Origin of the sequence: Rickettsia hoogstraalii (genome assembly GCF_000825685.1) — a bacterium.
In the GTDB taxonomy this organism is placed as follows: Bacteria; Pseudomonadota; Alphaproteobacteria; order Rickettsiales; family Rickettsiaceae; genus Rickettsia; species Rickettsia hoogstraalii.
Map to the genome: position 1 here is coordinate 537542 of NZ_CCXM01000001.1, position 21959 is coordinate 559500.

The following is a 21959-nucleotide window of genomic DNA, read 5'->3' on the forward strand; positions in this document are numbered from 1 at the left end:
AGCTTAGCATTGCTTGCATGAAAATCGTCATTGCGAGGAAAATTACGAAGTAATTGACGAAGCAATCCAGTTAAAAATGCTAATCTTTAGCATTTTTCTAATTTTTTTCTGGATTGCCACGCTCCTTTTAGTCGCTCGCAATGACGAGATTTGTATCCCCAACCCATCTCAAATCCTTTCTTTCATATATTAATTTATTTTAACTTTATCTTGACAAAAACATTAACATACTCTAAAAACCACGTTTTATGGTTTTATTAATTAAATTAAAGGAGTAATAATTATGGCACCTGTATTAAATATAAATTTTAAATGCGTTATGCCTATATTTGGAAATGAAATGGTAAGTAGTTTGCCCGGTAATGTAACATATATAATTCATAAACTCGGTAATACTATACTTTCATCGGTATATAAGACGAATACTGAAGGGAAGTTCGAGGAAGGTTACTTAGTGAACAATACAGATTGTAACTGGGGAAATATTGCAGAATCTTTTTCAAAAAATCCTGATAATTTTGCAGTATTACACAAGCAATGCATAACAAAAAGTGGCTTAGACATTCCAATAAATAACATTTTTACCGATGCAGAAAATAACCCACATATACTTTTACAGCAAGCTATAACACCTCATCAAAACGGTACAGCTAACATTTTTGATCAGGCTTATAAAGTAACACTTGATTATATGTTCTCTCAAGGCAATATTACCGAAACTAACGGAGCTGATTTCTTAGGTTTAAATGAATGTACTAAGGAAGAAGCTATGAGCGTTTTACAAAAGTACAGTACCTATAAGAAACAACTAACATCTATCGAAACGCTTACTAATACTCTTCAGGATACTCTAAACCATTTAGGCATATCTCAGGATAATGCTCAAGAAGCAGGGGTAAAAATTTTTAATGTATTGAATATACCCGTCAAATTCACTACTGATAATCTTAAGATTATTCTAGAGGCTTTCAAAATAACTTTGGACGATATATCTCCTACAGAAGTAGGTAAAAATATTTTAGATCTACTAAGTAAACCTTTCACTGAGGCAACCACTTCCACTACAGAAAGAACTAACGATGATACAAATGACGGTGGATATAGCGGTGCTTATATAGCTGGAGTAGCATTAGGAACATTAGCTCTAGGCACTATCTTAGGATATGGCATTAAATATGTATGGGATAGGCATAAGGGAAAAAATATAAAAGATAAAAATTTAGAGTTAGAGGGTGAAAACATAAAGTTAGAGGGTGAAAACATAAAGTTACAAAAGGATAATATAAATCTTAGCGCACTAATTGAATTTCAAGCTATATTAGATGAAATTATAGAAATTGGAAATTTAACAGATATACTTGCAATACTAAGCAAAACTAATCAAGATACGATAAATTTACATGGTCAAGATTATGATATTTCTCTATTAAAATCAAAAATACAAGGTCTAGATAAAGCAATTATAAAGTTAAATTCTGTCTCTAACATATGTACTAATATAAATTCTTTAGGTAACACATTACATAAAATATGTGACCTTCTTAATGGAAAGGATACTTTTATTGCTATTAAATCCTTTGCAAATTTAATAAAAGAATCGAGGGAAACGGATATTAAATCCGAAGAATACAAAAACTGTCTTGAGAAAATATTCGAGACGCTACTTGGAATTGATAAAACCTCAAGCGGAGAATATACTTATATTCCAGAAGAAGAGTTACAAAATCATGAAATGCCATTATTAGCCGATGTATTATCTAGCTCTTCAGGTATAGAAATATAGAACGTCGTTAGTATCATAACAAACCATCATTGACTTTTTGAAAGTTATATATAAAATGATACTTGGATTAGCAAAGTGCTATTTCGGGGTGTCGAAACCTCTGCCAAAAGTGAGAACATTTCTTACAAAACCGATGTAATCCTCGACTTCACGGTCGGGGAGATATTAGGTATGTCCAGAGCTTAAGGGTTACTATAAGCTTAAAACCTAGTGTGCTGACTTTTGGCAGTTTTCGACCTCCCCGACCACCAAAAATTATGCTCATTGGTGGTTAAAAAACTTAAAATATTTCAAATTAAGCCTAGGCTGTGTAAAGGAAAATCATTTTTTTCTCAAGCTTATATTTTAATTGATAAGTTTATAATATAGAAATTTATGTCAAATACAGATAAGGAAAAAGCCATTGCCGCAGCACTCGCACAAATCGAAAAAAGCTACGGTAAAGGTTCGGTAATGAAACTAGGGCAGCGTCCGAATGTTGATATAGAAGCCGTATCAACCGGCTCACTTGGGCTTGATATAGCTCTTGGGATAGGAGGTGTTCCTAAAGGTAGAATCATTGAAATTTTCGGTCCTGAAAGCTCAGGTAAAACCACTTTAACTTTACATTTAATTGCAGAAGCACAGAAAAAGGGCGGTACATGTGCCTTTATTGATGCCGAGCATGCCCTTGACCCTGCTTATGCTAAAAAATTAGGCGTAAATATTGATGAGCTTATTATTTCACAACCAGATACAGGTGAACAAGCTCTAGAAATTGCCGATACGTTAATTCGTTCCGGCGGTATTGATATGATAATAATAGATAGTGTTGCGGCTTTAGTACCAAAATCAGAGATTGAGGGCGAGATGGGGGATGCCCAAATGGCTTCTCAAGCAAGATTAATGAGCCAGGCTTTACGTAAACTTACCGCATCAATTAATCGTACCAATTGTATTACTGTTTTCATCAACCAAATCAGAATGAAAATAGGTGTGATGTTCGGCAGTCCTGAAACTACGACAGGCGGTAATGCCTTAAAATTCTACGCTTCTGTTAGAATCGATATAAGAAGAATCGGCTCCATTAAAGATAAAGAAGAAGTGATAGGCAGCCAAACTAAAGTAAAAGTAGTTAAAAACAAAGTTTCCCCTCCGTTTAAAACTGCAGATTTTGATATAATGTACGGTTCAGGTATTTCAAAAGAAGGCGAGATAATCGACCTTGGAGTTAAGCTTGATATTGTTGAGAAATCCGGCTCTTGGTTTTCCTACAATAACGTACGCATTGGACAAGGACGTGAAAACGTCAAACAATATTTAAAAGAACATCCACAAATTTCCAATGAAATTGAGAAAATCATACGCGAAAAATCGTCAAAAATTACTAATATAAATCTTGATCAAACGGAGGAAGAAAATGATTGATTTAACAGGTAAAACTTCCTTAATTACGGGAGCTTCAGGAGGCATAGGCGGAGCTATAGCGAGATTACTGCACAAACTCGGAAGCCATGTAATTATTAGCGGTAGTAATGAGGAAAAATTAAAATCCCTTGGAAATGTTTTAAAAGATAATTATACGATAGAAATATGCAACCTTGCAAATAAGGAAGAATGTAGCAATTTAATATCTAAAGCACCAAAGCTAGATATTTTAGTATGTAATGCCGGTATTACTAGTGATACGCTAGCAATTAGAATGAAAGATGAAGATTTTGACAAAGTTATTGATATTAATTTGAAAGCAAATTTTATTTTAAATCGTGAAGCAATAAAAAAAATGATGCAAAACAGGTATGGACGCATTATTAATATATCTTCAATAGTAGGAATTTCAGGTAACCCTGGGCAGGCTAATTATTGTGCTTCTAAAGCAGGTTTAATAGGCATGACCAAATCGCTCTCTTACGAAGTTGCAACCAGAGGAATTACGGTTAACGCAGTAGCTCCAGGATTTATTAAGTCTGATATGACCGATAAACTAAACGAAAAACAAAGAGAAGCCATAGTACAAAAAATTCCGCTAGGTACTTACGGTATACCGGAAGACGTGGCAAACGCAGTCGCATTTTTAGCAAGCGATCAGGCATCATATATTACCGGTCAAACTATCCACGTAAACGGGGGAATGTTAATGGTGTAAAATTTTGTGCTAGCATAAAATAATTTTTTGTGCTAGAAGTTCTTTTAAAGATAAAATGCTATGAATATTTTAAATAAATATTCATACAGTTAAAATAAAGTCTAATAGCTGAATAACCGCTATTATACGGCATATAAAATTAAATGATTTATGGAGTTCAAAATTATGAGTACAACGGACAAGATCGAACAGAAAGTTATTGAAATGGTTGCTGAAAAGCTAAATAAAGATAAATCGATAATAACTACGGATTCAAGATTTATAGAAGATTTGAAAGCCGATAGTCTTGATACCGTAGAGTTAATGATGGCAATAGAAGTTGAATACGGTATTGATATCCCTGATGATGAAGCCACTAAAATTAAAACCGTATCCGATGTTATAAAATATATCAAAGAACGCCAATCTTAATCTGCATAAAAATCCCTAATAGATAATTAAAAATGTCGAACCAAAGAGTAAATAAAAGAGTAGTTATTACCGGACTTGGACTTGTTACTCCTGTTGGGCTTAATGTTAGCTCATCTTGGAAAAATATTGTAAATGGGGTAAGCGGTATAAAAACTATTACGGAATTTGACACTTCTAAACTTGCGTGTAAAATTGCCGGACTTATAGATAACTCTGAGAAAGATGGATTTAAACTTGAAAATTTCACACAAGCAGATGACGTTAATAGACTAAGTAAAATGGATAAATTTATCCATTACGGAGTAGCAGCCGCAACCGAAGCAGTTGAAGATAGCGGCTGGTTACCCGAAGATGAAGAATCTCGTGATAGAACCGGCTTGATATTAGGTTCAGGAATCGGCGGGCTTAAAATGATCGAAGATACCTCTATCAAGCTTTATCAAGAAAATAACGGCAAAGTTAGCCCTTTCTTTATCCCTGCTTCATTAATTAATCTTTTATCCGGTCTTGTTTCTATAAAATACGGTTTTAGCGGTCCAAATCAAGCAGCAGTAACGGCTTGCTCTACAGGAGCACATGCTATAGGCGATGCTATGCGTATGATAAAGCACGGCTATGCAGATGTTATGGTAGCAGGCGGTGCAGAAGCTCCAGTTACACCTGTTGGAGTTGCAGGTTTCGTTGCTGCTAGAGCATTATGTACTAAATATAACGATAATCCTGAAAAAACCTCAAGACCTTGGGATAAAGACCGCAGCGGTTTTGTTATGGGTGAAGGAGCAGGCGTTGTAGTCTTAGAAGAATATGAGCATGCCTTAAATCGAGGGGCTAAAATTTACGGTGAAGTTATAGGATACGGCTCTACAGGTGATGCGTACCATATGACAGCACCGCATCCTGAAGGTAGAGGAGCTTATAGAGCGATGAGAGATGCAATGCTAGATGCAGCTATCACTCCCGATATGATTGATTACATTAATGCACATGGCACTTCTACTAATCTCGGTGATGGAATAGAATTAGCAGCCGTACAAAAATTATTTTTAGAAGCGAATCCCCAAATTTTAATGTCTTCTACTAAATCATCAATAGGACATTTGCTTGGTGCGGCAGGAAGCGTTGAGTTTATCTTTTCAGCTCTTGCAATTCGAGATCAGATTGCACCGCCAACTTTAAATTTAGATAACCCTATGGATGAGGTTAAGATAGATTTAGTAAAATTAAAAGCTAGAGAAACTAAAATAGACTACGTGCTTTCCAACTCGTTCGGGTTCGGCGGTACTAATGCTAGTTTAGTGATTAGGAAGGTTTGATCCTACGCGGGAATGACATCGAGCAGGTTTCTTGAGCCATGCAACAAAGTATTCAGTCGCTCGCAATGACGAAGTTTGCATACGCAACAACATCAACAATATATTCCCTTTCATGCCCCCAATTTATTACATCAAAAATGGTAATCTAAGCTTTGCGGATAAAGTAATCTTATCTGATTTAGAACTTTATTTATACAAAGGTGATAAGATTTGTCTTATAGGACGTAACGGCTGCGGAAAATCAAGCCTAATGAAAGTAATCTCAGGGGATTACGAACTAGATAACGGCGAACTATTTCAAGATCCTGCAATTACAACCGGCTATTTAAGACAAGATATTTCTATAAAGACTAATCTAAGCCTTTACGATTTTGTCTTACAGCAAACAGATAGTACAAAAGAAATAGATAAATACCAAACCGATATAATTCTAGAAAAATTACAAATCAACGGAACAGATAACTTATCAACCTATTCAGGCGGTCAGCTTAGAAGAGCAAGCCTTGCTAAAGCTTTAATATTAGAGCCGGAAATATTACTACTTGATGAACCGACCAATCATCTAGATATTGAAACGATTGAGTGGCTAGAAGAATTTGTTAAATCTTATAACGGTGCTATTATTTGCGTTAGTCATGATAGAACATTTCTCTCAAATGTTACTAATAAAATTTGGTGGCTTGATAGAGGGATTTTACGTAAATCCGATAAAGGATTTAAATTTTTTGATAAATGGTTAAATGCCGGTGTTACGGCTAGACGTAAGCGGAATCAAAAGAGACTTGCGGAGTTGAAAGCTTTAAGAGTAATAACAAGAGAACAGACTGAAAAACTAGCTCGTTCAAAACAGCGAGTTCAAGCAGAGCTTGCTGAAAATATAGCTAAAAGTAAATTCATTATTGAAGCAGATAATATTAGTTTCAGCTATAAAAACACTAAAATCATCGATAATTTTAGCTTTCGTGTAAAAAAAGGCGAGAAAATCGGTGTAATAGGTGCAAACTGCTCAGGTAAATCTACTTTTATCAAATTACTGACAAAACAACTTACACCTGACTTAGGTAAAATTATATATGGCGGTAATTTAGATATTTCATATTTTGATCAGCATAGAGAAAAACTAAACTTTAATCATACATTACAACAAACTTTATGTCCTACAGGCGGTGATCAAGTATTTTTACCAAATGGTAAAACCATGCATGTTGCCGGTTATTTAAAACAATTCATGTTTAACCCTAAACTACTTAATGCAAAAACCGCTATTCTATCGGGCGGCGAAGCTAATAGATTATTACTTGCAAAAATTTTAATTAACCCTGGAAATCTGTTAATTTTAGATGAACCAACCAATGACCTAGATATGGATAGTCTAGAAATTTTACTAGATATACTTGCAGATTATTCAGGTACTTTAATAGTCGTGAGCCATGATCGTGACTTCCTAGATAGGTTAGTTACTAGAACTTTAGTCTTTGCTCAAGGTAAAATTCATGATTTAACAGGAGGTTACGAAGATTATAAGCAGTATTTTACCACGACTCCTATAGTCAAAAAACCTTCAAAACCCCTCTCTTTAATTCTTCAAAAAGAACCTATAAATAAAAAGCTATCTTATAAATACCAGCGTTTACTTGAAACATTGCCCAACGATATTGAAAAGCTAGAAATATCCATCAAACACTTAGAAAAAGAACTTGAAGATGTTAATTAATGATAAAAAGAAACTAGACGATTTATTAAATCAATGGCTAGAAATACAAAATTAATTTTTGTTAAAATTTTCTTGACTTAATTATTAATTTTTGTTAACGTTATAAAAGGTTATTGTGAGTAAAATTATGAATAAAGAATATCCACAAAAAGAAAAAACAGCTGATCCTCAAGCACTTAATGATATCAAAGCTATTTTTGCTCAAATTACCGCTACTAATAATCCTGCAGAGTTAAGTAGATTAGTAAGTGCAGCTCGAAATATTAAATCTGATAGTTCTTTTATTAATGATATAGCAGAAAAAGTAGAGGCTATAGCATTTAAAAAGCAAGAACTAGCAGAAAGCCAGCTTAATTCTGATATTACTCAAAAAGAGCTAGAACAGTTAGAAAAACAAAGAGAACGGGAAGAAGCAATAATACAATATAAAATGGAAGCTGCAAGACAAATTCAGGAACTTAATGCTATTCATGATAGGTTTAAGAGCAAATTAGAAGATTTAAGAGCAAATTAGAAGAATATAAAAAATTATCTCCTCCTATAGAAACAATGGTTAAAATAAATGAAAAGGGAGAAGAGATAATCGATGAACAGGCGATTAATAAAAATATTTTAACTAAAGAAGAAATAGAAGAGCGTAGACAAAAACTTGCAGAACTTAAAGAGAAACAAGAAGAAGTAAATATAATACTTAAAAAAACTAATGAAGAAAAAGAGATTATAGAAAAAGAGATTAATGATTTAACTGAGAAATTAAAAGATAAAAATTTATTACCTGAACAAATTAAAGAATTAGAAGAGAATTTAAAAGTAAAGAAAGAAAATCTAGCAGTTAAAAACAATGTAGTAAAAGAAGCTAGAAAAGTTCAAAAGCACGTTCAAGAAGGAATAGAAAGTGTTAAGGTATTTCATCAAGAAAACCAAGAAAAAATAAATAAGCTTGGAGATGCTATAGAGAAATCAAAAAATACTCTAGATCCTAACAAACATCAAGAATTTAAACAGAAGCATTCTTTACTCAGTAACCAACAGGAAGCAATAGTCAATAATAAAAATTTAAGCAGTGAAGATCAAGATATACGTAAAAATATATGTAGTAAAATTAATACTCAACGTGAAGCAAATAGAATAAAAGATTCTTTAAATAACCCAATAGCTACCCCAAAGAATCACCAAGTTGAGCAAGGTAATCAAGTTCAACAAAAAAAACAAAATAACGTGTGGATAAGATAAAATTTAACAAATAAAATATAGGAGAAAATATGAGTAAACAAAGTAATGATATGGATACATTAGCAGCATTACAAAAAATTAAAGCTAGAACAACAACTTTATCAAACGAGATAAAATCTAAACCTATGACAAATATGGTAACTACCGGAACACCACATTTAACAGTCGATCAGACTTTTAATCAAACGCATAATGATTATGAAGCTCAGCAAACAAAACTTGCCGGCAAAGGTGCTAAAAAAGGCGGATGTGAAATAATATAACATTCTAAGAGCTGTAACTATATAGTTGCAGCTTTTGTATCATTTTGAATTAAGCAAGAGAGGCCTATTGCTTGTATTTTTTCTGACAATTTAAAGCTAATATCACCTGGGAATATTACATTAATTTGATCAAGTTTTAAATCTTCTAAGGATATTTGCATTGATTTTGTAATACTCGGTGTATTTGTATATTTAATTTCAAGACCTAAACGTTTGCCATTTTTAAAAATTAAAAGATCTATTTCTGCTCCGTTATGAGATGACCAAAAATAGCATTCCTCAGCCTCAGCTTTATAGTATCTAATAATTTGTTCTAAAGCAAACCCCTCCCATGATGCACCGATTTTAGGATTAGTATTTAATGCTTCATAACTATGTAACCCTAATAAAGCGTGATATATTCCGCTATCTCTAAAAAAAATTTTAGGAGTTTTAACCTGTCTTTTCTTAAGATTTTCATACCAAGGCTGCAAAACACGGATCATAAAAGTTCCTTCTAAAATATCTAAATAATGATAGACGGAATTGTAAAAACCTAAATTTGGTATATCTCTTTCTAAAAATGTTTTAATATAATTTTGACGCCATATAAGTACTTAACTCTTCATCATCTGCAAGATATGATAAAGGAAATCCGCCGCGTACCCATAATTTTTGAGTGTCTGACACTTCAGATAAGGCAACCGGTGTCATTTCAATATAGCCTATCCTACCGGCCAGCGTTTCAGAATCTTGTTTAATTAAGTCTCTTGATGCACTACCTAGTACTAAAAATTTAATATCAGTTGTATCAACAAGAACTCTTAAAATAGGAATCAGATAAAGCAAGCATCGGTTCATTTAATCTTGCTAAATCTAAGGGATTTTCAAGGTCAAAAATATTGATTTTAGAAATATTATAAGCTTCTGCGACTTTATGAGTTTTAAAATGTTTTATTATTGATGAAAGGAATTGTTTTCTAAGCATTTAAACTAGTATACTCCGAAGTAAAATGAAGAATCAGTAGACGAAGGTCAATTTCAAAAAGAGTAATCGGTTCACAAGGCGAGGATCGGAGCGTATCTTAATACGTGAGAACCGTAGCTCTTGTAGAACGACGTAGCCAATTTTTGAAATTCACCGAGTATACCATGAAAATTAGAAGCTTAACTTCTAATTTTCAGTATAAAAAGAAAAATTGATAAAGTCAAAAAGCTTTTTCTCGTTCTGCAACTATAATCTCATGTATTTTTTTAAGCGTCTGGTCGAAATCATCGTTAGTAATTACATAATCGTACTCATTAGCATGTGACATTTCGTTTTGTGCCGACTGCATACGTAATTTTATTGCTTCTTCATTATCGGTCGCTCTATTTCTTAAGCGTTGTTCCAGTATTTCAATACTAGGAGGCAATATAAATATAGCAACAACATTAATAGCATTTTTCTTAATGCTCTTTGCTCCTTGCCAATCAATATCAAACAAAACGTCCAAACCTTGATTTAATAACATTTCGACATATTTTTTAGGCGTACCGTAATAATTATCGTATATTTTAGCATATTCAAGAAATTTATTCTGCTTAACTAATTCTTCAAATTCTAGACCGGTCTTAAAGTAATAGTTTATGCCCTCTACTTCTCCTAAACGTGGTTTTCTTGTAGTTGCCGAAATAGATAAACGCAAATTATTATCTATTTTCAATAATGCTTTAGCTAAACTTGACTTACCCGTACCTGAAGGGGAAGATAAAATTATAATCAGTCCTTTATTTTTTATTGTCATATTTTATGTTTTATTTCGTAGGTACAGCATATTTCAGAAATATTCAGACAAGATGAATTTAAATGCAAGCCTGCGAAAGCAGTAGATAAACTACGTGAGTACAGCCAAATCATACAAAATTCACTTGCATCAAGCTTTATGAATTATGTTGTACTTTTCTTTTTATTACCTCATCCATAGTACAATTAAAGTATTTTGCTATTTTTAAGATTGTATCTATTTCAGGATTGAATTCACGATTAGCTTCCACTCTCATAATTCTACTAACAGTCGTATAAGGGATATTAGTGACTTCGGCAAGATATTTACGATCTATCTTTTCTTGTTTTAATTTTTCTTCTAAAAATTCTTTCACTTTAGTAGCAAGTGCCATATTAATAACCTCTGAATAAATAAAGGATAGATATATACAAAGTTTGTCGAGTATTACCAGCCTTGTTACAATGTCTTCCGCATAGCCAGAGCCATACAACAACGAGTATTACCAAACATTTTTTATAATTATAGGTAATTTATAAGACCTTATAATTACCAAATCAAACCTGATATTATAATTTCTATATTTAGAATTGCTACTTAAAAACATTTCAGCAGCCCTAGTAATTCTTCTTTGCTGATTGAAAGATACAAATCTATCATCAATTTTAGAGCTTCTTGCTTTGACTTCAATAAAAACAATTTCTTTATTACGTAACACAATAATATCTATTTCACCGACATAATAACGTTTTCTATGATGCAGTATTTGATAAAATTTTAATTTATAGATTATTATACAAATATATTCGGCAATAATGCCGAAATAATCCTTTTTCATTATTCCTTAGGTAACAATACTTGCACAAATTCCGTTTTAGATAGATCAGCTGCTACATTTACCATAACATCATGTTCCGTAACTTTAGACACATAACCCACTAAAATACCTGCAGGATAAATATTACCGTGTCCGGAGGTTACTATCTCCTCATCTTTTTGTACTAAATGATTGTTAGGCAAGTATAAAATTTTACTATTATTATTATTACCTGCTAAAATACCTTGTTCTCTTGAAGAATTAGCTTTAATAGGTATTCTAGAATTAACATCGCTAATTAACATTACTTTAGCATAACTATTACTCACTTCTATTACTTTTCCTATTAATTTTCCTGAATTAACAACGATTTGATCAGGTTCAATGCCTTGCTTTTTACCTGCAGAAATCAAAGCAGTTCTAGAAAAGGGATTAAAGGAAACACTAAGTAATTTAGTAGTAATGTATTCAAATTCTTCTTCTTCAGCAATCGTTAACAAATCTTTTAATGCAATATTTTCAGCTCTTACCGATTCTACTTCACTTTGCAAATGTTGTAATCTTGCTATTTCAAGTTTAAGTTCTATATTTTTTCGTTCTAAATCTTGAAAATAAACAAATTTTTGTGTTATTGAATTTATATATTCAAATATATCTTCATAAACTGCTAAACCGGTTGATACTATACTACCGGTTATCTCAAGTGATATACTAGATATTTTTTTAGGCGTAGTAAAAAATAAATATACAGACAATCCAAGCCCAAATATAACAAAAAAACGCTTAAGAGTATTTGATATTATTCTTATTAATTCTAATGAATTTGAAGAATTTTTTACTCTATTTGCAAGTATTGCCATTTTTAATCCTGTTTAAATAGTACATGTTTTAGCTTTGTAAAATCTTCAAGTACTTTTCCTGTTCCAAGTGCCACGCAAGAGAGGGCATCATCTGCAACTATTACCGGCAATTTAGTGGCTTCACTAAGAACAAAGTCAAGATTTCGTAATAATGAGCCACCGCCTGTTAAAACAATTCCCTTATCAACTATATCTGAAGATAACTCAGGAGGTGTTGCTTCTAGTGCTACTTTTACCGCTTCAACAATTTGACTTACCGGTTCAATTAGACTATCAGCAATTTGTCTTTCGTTCAATATCATTTCTTTAGGAATACCGTAAATTAAATCACGTCCTTTAATTTCCATTTTTCTTGGTTCAGCGTTTTCATCTACATAAGCCGTACCTATTTCTTGCTTTATCTTTTCGGCAGTAGCCTCACCTATCAATAGGTTATAGTGCCTCCTTATATATGAGATAATAGCTTCATCCATCTTATCACCGCCGACTCTTACCGACCTTGCATATACTATGCCCCCTAGTGATAAAACTGCAACTTCCGTAGTGCCTCCTCCAATATCAACAATCATCGAACCGGTCGCTTCCGTTACGGGTAGCCCTGCACCAATCGCCGCCGCCATAGGTTCTTCAATTAAATAAACATCCCTACCCCCTGCACTTTCTGCTGCTTCTTGGATAGCACGACGCTCAACCGGCGTAGAACCGGAAGGCACACAAATAACAATTGTCGGACCAAAAAAAGAGCGACGATTATGCACCATTCTAATAAAATACTTTATCATTTCCTCTGCACCCTTAAAATCGGCAATAACACCGTCTTTTAAAGGTCTTTTTGCTTCAATATCCGTAGGAGTACGCCCAAGCATCATTTTTGCTTCATGACCATAAGCATAAGGCACAAAAGCACCGTCTTTTTTTATTAAAGCAATAACAGAAGGTTCCCTTAGAACAATTCCACGGCTTTTTTGATAGACAATAGTATTTGCCGTACCAAGATCTATGGCCATACCGGAAGAAAACCCTTCCAAAAATTTCATTATCATTTTATTTTTTCTCTCTAAATTCTAAAAACGCTTCTATGGAACTGTTAATAAAATAAACAGTCCCATAGTAAATAAAAATTTAATTATAGACGAAGTTTAATTTGGAAAAGAGCAAGAAGCCTCGGAATTTTTGACCGCAGCGTAGATACTACGTGAGGATCAAAAATGAGAAGCGACGCAGCCAATTTTTCAAATTAAACGAGTATATATTAAATTTCCTTATAATGTAAAATAATAAAGCTACTAATAAAAAATATTAGCATACTAGGCAATAAAATAGCAGCAATTAAAGACAAATTATTATAAGTAAGTATTTTTAATAATATTTCTGATAACGAATATGCTATAAAACCTGAAAATAAACCTAATATCAGTATTTTTTCTTGGGAATTATCACGCTGTTTAAGACTAATAAAACAACTTGCTAAAATTACGGTTGCCATCATCATTATAGGCTTAAATAATTGCTTGTAATAATAAATTTGATAATTAATAGCCGGTAAACCTGAATTTAATAATTCATTAATTAATTTAGGTAAAGCCCAAATAGAAACCATTTCAGGACGAATAAATTTATTTACTAAACTATTAATTGATAAATTTGTCTGTATAGTTAAATTATTGTAAGCCTTAGTTTCCTCTTTTGTAAAAACCTTAACTCTATTTAAATGTAACATTTTATTTTCAATAATACCGTATAATGCATCAATTCTCTTTAAAAAAGAATTATTACTATCAACAAATAAAATTGTAATATTATTTAATTTTTTCTCGGCAACATTAATAAATTGTGTTTGGATAATTTGATTTTCATCATTTAAAGATTCAAAAAATAATAAACCTGATTTAGATATTATACCCTCACTCAAGGCTTTTTTAGTTAGTTTTGCTTCTAATAACTCATATTTTTGTAAGCCTATAGTACCGATAGGATTCAATATAGTCGTAAAAACTATACCTAAAATTAAAGTTACAATACATGGAATAACAAGCACTTGCCAAATATGAATACCACTAGATAACATAGCCGTTAATTCATTATTTTTTGTTAGATTTCTAAGAAAAAATAACATAGCGGTAAAACTAATCAACGAAGATACTTGACCTAGTAAATAAGGAATCTTATATAAGATAAGTCTCCAAAAAAAACTAAAAGGAACATAAATATTTTTGAATTTTTGTAAAAGATCAAAAATATTTGAGATGATTAATAGCCCAATTAAAAGAAATAATATAATAAAGAAACACTTAGAATATAATTTAGTAAGATACCAAGAAAGTGTTTTTAGATTAATCATTATAAATTCAGTGCTAATACGAATTTAAATAAGAATTTGTGTGGTGGGGCTGGTAGGACTTGAACCTACGACCACACCGTTATGAGCGGCGTGCTCTAACCAACTGAGCTACAGCCCCTTTTCACTTGAAATTTATATAATTATTATGCCGTTAAGTCTAGTAAAATTTTTATATTTTTGAAGTATTGTCTAAAAAACAGGGCAATGTGGATCAGTTTTTTCGTCATTGCGAGCGACTAAAGGCATTGTTGCATGGATTGAAAAACCTATTTTATGTCATTCCTGCGGAAGCAGGAATCCAAAAAAAGTATCAATACAACAAGTTTTTAAAATTAAAAGCTGAGGTTATCTCGCTTTATGCTGGATTCCTGCTTCCGCAGGAATGACATAAAGAGTATTTACCGTTTTACACAGGACAGGAATGACATAACAGGTTATAAATAAAAAAAGTCGAGCTTATCACTCGACCTTTTAAATTACTAAATAATAAATTTAGTAATTAATTTTAGTGATGTACAACTGTTACAGCTCTACGATTATAAGCAAAAGCTTCTTCAGTATTACCCATCATAGCAGGTCTATCTTTACCATAAGAGATTGTATTTAATCTGCTATGGTCGATTCCTTTATGAGCTAAGAATTTTTTCGCTGCTGCTGCTCTTCTTTCACCTAAACCTAAGTTATATTCTCTGGTACCTCTTTCATCGCAATGTCCTTCAACAGTAGCTTTTACTTCAGGATGCTTTGATAACCAGCAAGCTTGTCTCTCTAGTTCTTCTTTAGCCTTTGGTGATAAAGCAGAGCTATCAAAAGCAAACCATACTGCATTTCCTGCATGCTTCTCGAAATCTTTCATTAATGAGGTTTCTTCACCTTGGTTCATATTACCGTCAAATTGCGGTGTTCTTTTTGTTGTATTACACCCTGCAAGCACAAATAATGCAAGAAAAGCTAATGTAATTTTTGTTTTCATAATTAAACTCCTTGAGATTATAATTTATTAATATTGAATTCATTTTAGCTAGTTATAAAACTAAACTAACCAAAAGCTATGTGAGTTAGTATATATCATTATTTTATTAGTTTAAAGGCTAAAATATTATAAAATGCAATTACTCATGAATAAATGTGGTAAAAATATCATTTTTATAATACGAGTAGATATTTTGGATAAATAGATAAATGAAGTTTAATGTAGAAAAGAGGAATCGATTTTGAAGCTTATAACCGGCAGCGTATATATAAATATATAATATGTGAGGATCAAGAAATATTAAACAACGACGACAATTTTTGAAATAAAACGAGTATATACTCCGAAGTAAAATGAAGAATCAGTAGACGAAGATCAATTTCAAAAAGAGCAAGGAGTTCACAAGGCAAGGAGGTGTTGTTGCGTGGATATTGAAGATCGTCATTGCGAGGAAATTACGAAGTAATTGACGAAGCAATCTCAGGAGGTTGTTATTATTTCATGAGGTTGCCACGCAGCCGCCTACGGCTGCTCGCAATGACGACTTGGTATCTACGCAACAATGCCAGGCGAGGAGCGGAGCGTATACTTAAACGTTCAGCACCACAGCTCTTGTAGAACGACGTAGCCAATTTTGAAATTCTACCTGAGTATATTCACCATCTAATTAATGCACTGCCCCAAGTAAGACCTGCACCAATAACCGAGAATAGTAGAATATCACCCTTTTTTATTTTACCTGATGCTTTGAGAGTACTTAAAGCAAGCGGAATAGAAGCCGCAGAGCAATTAGCGTGTTTCTCTACGGTCTTTATTATCTTATGTTCCGGTAGGTTTAATGATTCAGCAAGTTTATTTATAATACGGATATTTGCTTGATGAGGTATAAAATAATCAATATCGCTTACACTGAATTGATTAGCATGCAGTAAATCTTCTATAGATTGTTGCATTTTTTCTATTGCATGACGAAATAATTTTTGCCCCTGCATAACTATTTTGCCACTAATACCATTCATACTTACACCACCGTTTGTGTATAATATTTCATAATCAGCCCCGCTTGAGAAGATATTACTATCTATTAAACCGGAATCATCACTACTACGCTGCAATATTACGCTACCAGCCCCATCACCGAATAAAACGCAAGTAGTCCTATCATTCCAGTCTAATAATGATGTCATTTTCTCGGCTCCTATAAGCAAAATAGTTTTATATTTACCTGATGAGATAAGAGAATTCGCTACTTGTAAACCATAAACAAAGCCGGCACATACTGCTTGTAAATCAAAAGACGGTATATTAGTTAAACCAAGATAACCTTGAAGCTTAGAGGCGACTGAAGGAAAACTATTATCCGGAGTAGTAGTACATGTAATAATTAAATCAATATCATTTGCCGACACCCTCGCATCTACTATAGCTTTTTCAGCTGATTTTAAAGCAAGATGGGAAGTATATTCTGTATCACCTGCTATATGACGCTGCGTAATACCTGTTCTTGTTCTAATCCATTCATCGTTAGTATCTACAAATTTTGCAAGCTCGTCATTACTAACTATTTTTGAAGGAAGATACCCGCCGCAACCAATAATTTTACAGGTCATAAAATCTTTAGGCTACTTCTTCTTCAGTTTCAATTTTCTTTGTTACTACTTGACGATTATTATAAGTACCGTCGACTAAAGAAACGTGATGCGGAAGCTTATATTCACCGGTTTGCGAGTCAACTATTACGTTAACTTTTCCAAGTGCTAAGTGCGAACGTCTCATATTACGTCTTGATTTTGATGTTTTCTTCTTTGGAACTGCCATTATTAGCCTCTCTAAATATAAATTAAAAAGTATTTGTCAAATTAGTGAAGCAGTATATTATAATCTTGTAATAAAATCTAGATAAAATTAAACTTATGAAAATTTTTATAACATGTATTCTTAGTATATTAGCCTTTTTTTCCTTAAGCGGCTGCAAAACTATCGAAAATAGAGGGCAATCCATCGATGATTCGGCACTTGTAAAATTAGAGTCTAAAAAACTAAATAAAACAGAAGTCGTAGAGTTAATAGGTACGCCTACTATGGTACCGGAATATTCCCAAAATACTTGGTATTATGTTGAAAGAGTTATGTCTCAAAGAGCTTGGCTCAATCCAAAAATTGAAAAGCAGAAGATAGTAAAAATTACGTTTGATGCTAATAATTTTATGCAGGAAGTAGTAGTAATAGATGATTCTCATAGACAAGATATAGAAATAGTCCATGAATATACTAGGACATACGGAACGGAACTTAACGGACTACAAAAATTTGTTAAAAATTTAGGTAGATTCAATAAAACTACCGACGGAAATAAAAACAAAAGCAAGAATAAGAAGAAGAGATAAGTACCTTAAATTGTCATTGCGAAAGTGCTTACCTGCGTGGATACCTAACCGTCATTGCGAGGAAATTACGTAAGTAATTGACGAAGCAATCTCAGGAGTATTATTTCATGAGATTGCCACGCTCCTTTCAGTCGCTCGCAATGACGGCTTCAATACTCACGCAGGCATAACACCAACACCTATAAAACAAAAACTATCTAATATGATTTCGATATTTAGTAAATTAAAACAAAGTTTATCTAAAACTTCTAATAAAATATCAGAAGGTATCGACAAAATATTTTACAAGAAAAAATTAGACGCAGAAACTTTAGAAGAGTTAGAAGAGTTGCTTATTGCAAGTGATATGAGTGTTTCGGTAGTAACTAATATTATTGAAGAATTTAAAAAGGTAAAATTTGACAAAGAAATAGATAGTGATACAGTAAAAGAAGCCCTAGCTGAATTAATAGAGCAGCAGCTATCAAAATCAGAAATTCCTTTTACACTAAACGAAAATAAATTAAACGTAATTTTAGTTTGCGGTGTTAATGGAGCAGGTAAAACCACCACTATAGGTAAGCTTGCTGCAATGTACTCAGCACAAAGGAAAAAAGTAGCAGTTGCGGCCTGTGATACTTTTAGAGCGGCTGCCGTGAATCAGCTAAGCACTTGGGTAGATAGAGCAAATGCACTACTTATTACCGGTGAAGAATCGGCTGACCCTGCGAGTGTTGCTTACCGTGCTATGGAAGAATCGATAAAACAAAATATCGATATACTTTTTATTGATACGGCAGGTAGGCTTCATAATAAGAAAAATTTGATGGATGAACTGTCTAAGATTGTAAAGGTTATAAAAAAAAAACTAGACGAGAATGCTCCTACTCATAGCGTTTTAGTAATTGATGCTATTACAGGACAAAATACTTATAACCAAGTAGAACATTTTAATGATGCTACTAATTTGACCGGGCTTATCGTGACTAAATTAGACGGTAGTGCTAAAGCCGGAGTGCTTGTCGGAGTGGTACAGAAATTTAATCTACCTGTATACTTTATCGGTATAGGCGAGAAGATAGAAGACTTAAAAATATTCAACCGACATGATTTTGCTAAAAGTCTAGTGGGGTTGTGAGGTTTTGCTACATCATTGGGAGTAGACTTTGCCCGCATAGATACCAAATCGTCATTGCGAGCAGCCGTAGGGCTGCACGGCAATCCCATGCAAGTAATAATAAACTACTGAGATTGCTTCGTCGAATTACGTTGTAATTCTTCTCGCAATGACGAAAAGACGAACCACGCAGGCAATATCCACTCGCAATGACGATAGAATTAAAAATAAAATCACGAAATGACTCAAAAAAATACTTTATTGCTCATAGACGGATATGGATTTGTTTTTAGAGCCTATTATGCACAACAGCCTTTAACTTCGCCGAAAGGTGAGCCTGTCGGTGCTCTTTACGGCTTTACCTCAATGCTACTAAAATTACTGAGCGACTTTAAGCCTAAACATGTCGCTGTAGTATTTGACAGCAGCGGGAAAAATTTTCGCCATCAGATTTATCCCGACTATAAAGCTAACCGCCCTCCACCTCCTGAAGATTTAATTGTACAATTACCTTTAGTTCGTGATGTCGCTAGTAACTTAAATTTTCCTATTCTAGAGAAAAACGGCTATGAAGCCGATGACATTATTGCAACCTTTGCCGCTAAAACAGCTGCACTCGGCGAAGATGTAGTTGTCATCTCTTCCGATAAAGATTTATTACAGTTAATGGGTGAAAACATCAAAATATATGATCCGTTAAAAGGAAAATATATTACGGAAGATGATGTTGTTAAAAAGTTCGGTACTACTTCTGATAAATTACGTGAAGTGATGGCTTTAATCGGCGATAGATCGGATAATATTCCAGGTGTGCCGTCTATTGGACCAAAAACGGCAAGTAGTCTTATAACGCAATTTGGTTCTGTAGAAAATATATTTAACTCTTTAGACCAAATCTCAAGCCTAAAACAACGTGAAACTTTACAAAATTCTAAAGAAGCGGCGTTAATTTCATGGCAATTAATCGGACTTGATTCTAATGTTGATTTAGATTTTCAGCTGAATAATTTAGAATGGTCACCTCCAAATAGCGATAAATTAACAGGATTTTTACAGGAATACGGTTTTAAATCTTTATATAAAAGAGCAGAAAATTTATTTGATATTAAAATTAATGACCATAAAGAGATAGTAGACAATAAAGTAACCGAAGCAAAAGAAATCAGTAACGCTAGCGAGTTAGCGGATTTTGCTAAAAAAGCTGAGAAAATAGGAATATTCGGGATATATCTACTGCAGCATAAAGGGGATAATGTTGCTCTTATTTTATCATTGCAAAACCAAAGCTATATTATTAAAATTTCTATCACTTCTCATGATCTATTTTCCTATAATACTAAAAATAATAACGACTGGTTTTCGGAGATAATCTTCAATTTACTAACCGATAAATCTATAAAAAAAATTACCTATTCTCTAAAGCCTCTACTTAAATTTTATGCAGAACAATCTCATGAAATTACGGCTATAGAGGATTTAGAACTAATGCAATATGCGTTATCTGCCGGTTTATCACAGAAAAATTTATTTGAAGAAGCTTTGAAAGAGGATAATATAATTACCGAATCGGCAAAAATAGTAGCCGATTTTACTTCACTTTATAAACAAAATATACTGGAGCTTAAGGATAATAAAGCCTTTAGACTTTACAGCGATATTGATTTACCTATTTGTTTTATTTTAGATAAAATGGAAAAAATTGGGATTAAAGTAGATGCAAATTATCTAAATCAGTTATCCGCTGAATTTGGAGCAGAAATAGCTAGACTTGAAGAAGAAATTTTTGCTCTTAGCGGAACTAAATTTAATATTGGTTCACCAAAACAACTAGGTGAGATTTTATTTGAAAAAATGCAGTTACCTTTCGGTAAAGCTTCGGCTAAAGCAAGCTCTTACTCAACAGGTGCTGAAATACTCGAAAAACTTAGTGAACATGGATATAATATTGCAGATTTGTTATTAAGATGGCGGCAACTTACAAAATTAAAGAATACCTACACCGATAGTTTGCCGAAACAAATAGATAATATAACACATAGAGTACATACGACATTTTTACAAACTTCTACCACTACAGGAAGACTTAGCTCACAAGAACCTAATTTGCAAAATGTACCTATTCGCTCTAGTGAGGGGAATAAAATCAGACAAGCTTTTATCGCGGAAGAAGGCTATAAATTAATATCTGCCGATTATTCCCAAATTGAGCTTAGAATATTAAGCCATATCGCAAATATAGATGCACTAAAACAAGCATTTATCAATAAAGACGATATCCATACTCAAACGGCTTGTCAAATCTTTAACTTGCAAAAACATGAACTAACTAGCGAACATAGGCGTAAAGCAAAAGCCATAAATTTCGGTATCATTTACGGTATAAGTGCTTTTGGGCTTGCTAAGCAATTAAACGTTAGTAACAGCGAAGCATCCGAATATATCAAGAAATATTTTGCCGAATATAAAGGAGTACAAGAATATATGGAGCAAACAAAAGCTTTTGCAAGTAGCAATGGCTATGTCATAAATTTCTTTGGCAGAAAATGTTTTGTACCTCTAATTCATGATAAAAAGCTTAAACAATTTGCAGAACGTGCAGCTATTAATGCTCCTATTCAAGGAACTAATGCCGATATAATTAAAATTGCTATGATCAATCTAGATCAAGAAATAGAAAAAAATAAGCTTAAAACCAGATTAGTACTGCAAATTCATGATGAATTACTATTTGAAGTGCCGGAGGATGAAGTAGAACTCGTAACGCCTATTATCAAAAAAATCATGGAAAACTCTACTAATATGGATGTACCGATTATAACCGAAATTAGAGTAGGTAATAACTGGATGGAGATTCATTGAGCTATATAAAGCTGTGTCAAGGCTTAATGCCTGCAACGA

At 33.0% G+C, this 21959-nt stretch carries 23 protein-coding genes, 1 tRNA gene and 2 pseudogenes; 15 read left to right on the forward strand and 11 right to left on the reverse strand.

Annotation, left to right across the window (positions count from 1 at the left end):
* The first annotated feature begins 13 nt into the window (after positions 1–13).
* The 10 genes and pseudogenes from BN1174_RS09785 to BN1174_RS02930 all read left to right on the forward strand — a co-directional run bounded on the left by BN1174_RS09785 (position 14) and on the right by BN1174_RS02930 (position 8842).
* Entirely contained in the window at positions 14–193 is a 180-nt protein-coding gene (locus BN1174_RS09785) for a hypothetical protein (RefSeq protein ID WP_156138457.1), read from the forward strand.
* 90 nt (positions 194–283) lie between these two features.
* The gene (locus BN1174_RS02895; protein WP_040256359.1) at positions 284–1783 is read left to right on the forward strand and encodes an SrfE family effector protein; all 1500 of its coding nucleotides are present in this window, start codon (positions 284–286) and stop codon (positions 1781–1783) included.
* A gap of 375 nt (positions 1784–2158) precedes the next feature.
* Positions 2159–3190, forward strand: a complete 1032-nt coding sequence (recA, locus tag BN1174_RS02900; protein ID WP_040256361.1) for a recombinase RecA — start codon at positions 2159–2161, stop codon at positions 3188–3190.
* Entirely contained in the window at positions 3183–3908 is a 726-nt protein-coding gene (fabG, locus tag BN1174_RS02905; protein WP_040256363.1) for a 3-oxoacyl-ACP reductase FabG, read from the forward strand. The genes recA and fabG overlap by 8 nt, the downstream gene beginning before the upstream one ends.
* A gap of 150 nt (positions 3909–4058) precedes the next feature.
* Positions 4059–4319: an acyl carrier protein gene (acpP, locus tag BN1174_RS02910; RefSeq protein WP_008579292.1), complete on the forward strand. Its 261-nt coding sequence runs from the start codon at positions 4059–4061 to the stop codon at positions 4317–4319.
* A gap of 32 nt (positions 4320–4351) precedes the next feature.
* Positions 4352–5632 (forward strand): beta-ketoacyl-ACP synthase II, encoded by a 1281-nt coding sequence (fabF, locus tag BN1174_RS02915; RefSeq protein WP_040256366.1) that lies wholly within the window; start codon positions 4352–4354, stop codon positions 5630–5632.
* A 112-nt stretch (positions 5633–5744) separates the two neighbouring features.
* A pseudogene (locus BN1174_RS02920) lies at positions 5745–7401 on the forward strand (ABC-F family ATP-binding cassette domain-containing protein).
* Between the two features lie 72 nt (positions 7402–7473).
* Positions 7474–7860 carry a hypothetical protein gene (locus tag BN1174_RS11550; protein ID WP_231555766.1) on the forward strand — a complete coding sequence of 129 codons (387 nt, stop codon included), beginning with the start codon at positions 7474–7476 and terminating at the stop codon, positions 7858–7860.
* A 35-nt stretch (positions 7861–7895) separates the two neighbouring features.
* Positions 7896–8579, forward strand: coding sequence for a hypothetical protein (locus BN1174_RS11555; RefSeq protein ID WP_231555767.1), 684 nt, complete (start codon positions 7896–7898; stop codon positions 8577–8579).
* Positions 8580–8608: 29 nt separating this feature from the next.
* Positions 8609–8842, forward strand: a complete 234-nt coding sequence (locus tag BN1174_RS02930) for a hypothetical protein (protein ID WP_040256368.1) — start codon at positions 8609–8611, stop codon at positions 8840–8842.
* Positions 8843–8859: 17 nt separating this feature from the next.
* Here BN1174_RS02930 and BN1174_RS02935 read toward each other — a convergent pair.
* The 8 genes and pseudogenes from BN1174_RS02935 to BN1174_RS02970 all read right to left on the reverse strand — a co-directional run bounded on the left by BN1174_RS02935 (position 8860) and on the right by BN1174_RS02970 (position 14723).
* Positions 8860–9809, reverse strand: a pseudogene (locus BN1174_RS02935) (DUF4143 domain-containing protein).
* A gap of 220 nt (positions 9810–10029) precedes the next feature.
* Entirely contained in the window at positions 10030–10608 is a 579-nt protein-coding gene (gmk, locus tag BN1174_RS02940) for a guanylate kinase (protein WP_040256370.1), read from the reverse strand.
* Between the two features lie 136 nt (positions 10609–10744).
* Positions 10745–10981, reverse strand: coding sequence for a helix-turn-helix transcriptional regulator (locus BN1174_RS02945; protein ID WP_040256372.1), 237 nt, complete (start codon positions 10979–10981; stop codon positions 10745–10747).
* Positions 10982–11089: 108 nt separating this feature from the next.
* Positions 11090–11425 (reverse strand): YraN family protein, encoded by a 336-nt coding sequence (locus tag BN1174_RS02950; protein ID WP_040256374.1) that lies wholly within the window; start codon positions 11423–11425, stop codon positions 11090–11092.
* Positions 11425–12264: a rod shape-determining protein MreC gene (gene mreC / locus BN1174_RS02955; protein WP_040256376.1), complete on the reverse strand. Its 840-nt coding sequence runs from the start codon at positions 12262–12264 to the stop codon at positions 11425–11427. The genes BN1174_RS02950 and mreC overlap by 1 nt, the downstream gene beginning before the upstream one ends.
* A gap of 2 nt (positions 12265–12266) precedes the next feature.
* Positions 12267–13307, reverse strand: a complete 1041-nt coding sequence (locus tag BN1174_RS02960) for a rod shape-determining protein (protein WP_040256378.1) — start codon at positions 13305–13307, stop codon at positions 12267–12269.
* Between the two features lie 209 nt (positions 13308–13516).
* Positions 13517–14605, reverse strand: a complete 1089-nt coding sequence (locus tag BN1174_RS02965) for an LptF/LptG family permease (protein WP_040256380.1) — start codon at positions 14603–14605, stop codon at positions 13517–13519.
* A gap of 41 nt (positions 14606–14646) precedes the next feature.
* Positions 14647–14723: transfer RNA gene (locus tag BN1174_RS02970), tRNA-Ile, on the reverse strand.
* Positions 14724–14790: 67 nt separating this feature from the next.
* On the opposite strand from BN1174_RS02970, the gene BN1174_RS02975 reads away from it, so the two are divergent.
* Positions 14791–14991, forward strand: coding sequence for a hypothetical protein (locus BN1174_RS02975; protein WP_045812918.1), 201 nt, complete (start codon positions 14791–14793; stop codon positions 14989–14991).
* Positions 14992–15110: 119 nt separating this feature from the next.
* Here BN1174_RS02975 and pal read toward each other — a convergent pair whose 3' ends face one another.
* Positions 15111–15578, reverse strand: coding sequence for a peptidoglycan-associated lipoprotein Pal (gene pal / locus BN1174_RS02980; RefSeq protein ID WP_040256384.1), 468 nt, complete (start codon positions 15576–15578; stop codon positions 15111–15113).
* A 444-nt stretch (positions 15579–16022) separates the two neighbouring features.
* Between pal and BN1174_RS09790 the strand changes: the two genes are divergently transcribed.
* On the forward strand, positions 16023–16196 hold the full coding sequence (locus tag BN1174_RS09790) for a hypothetical protein (RefSeq protein WP_156138458.1): 174 nt from the start codon (positions 16023–16025) through the stop codon (positions 16194–16196).
* Between the two features lie 38 nt (positions 16197–16234).
* Here BN1174_RS09790 and BN1174_RS02985 read toward each other — a convergent pair whose 3' ends face one another.
* Positions 16235–17188: a beta-ketoacyl-ACP synthase III gene (locus tag BN1174_RS02985; RefSeq protein ID WP_040256386.1), complete on the reverse strand. Its 954-nt coding sequence runs from the start codon at positions 17186–17188 to the stop codon at positions 16235–16237.
* A gap of 7 nt (positions 17189–17195) precedes the next feature.
* Positions 17196–17396, reverse strand: coding sequence for a 50S ribosomal protein L32 (rpmF, locus tag BN1174_RS02990; RefSeq protein WP_008579275.1), 201 nt, complete (start codon positions 17394–17396; stop codon positions 17196–17198).
* A gap of 95 nt (positions 17397–17491) precedes the next feature.
* Here rpmF and BN1174_RS02995 point away from each other — a divergent pair, with 95 nt between their 5' ends.
* The 3 genes from BN1174_RS02995 (at position 17492) to polA (ending at position 21920) form a co-directional block, all read left to right on the forward strand.
* Positions 17492–17965 carry an outer membrane protein assembly factor BamE gene (locus tag BN1174_RS02995; protein ID WP_040256392.1) on the forward strand — a complete coding sequence of 158 codons (474 nt, stop codon included), beginning with the start codon at positions 17492–17494 and terminating at the stop codon, positions 17963–17965.
* Positions 17966–18167: 202 nt separating this feature from the next.
* Positions 18168–19082 (forward strand): signal recognition particle-docking protein FtsY, encoded by a 915-nt coding sequence (gene ftsY, locus BN1174_RS03000; RefSeq protein WP_040256394.1) that lies wholly within the window; start codon positions 18168–18170, stop codon positions 19080–19082.
* Positions 19083–19301: 219 nt separating this feature from the next.
* On the forward strand, positions 19302–21920 hold the full coding sequence (gene polA, locus BN1174_RS03005) for a DNA polymerase I (protein ID WP_040256396.1): 2619 nt from the start codon (positions 19302–19304) through the stop codon (positions 21918–21920).
* Positions 21921–21959: the final 39 nt, after the last annotated feature.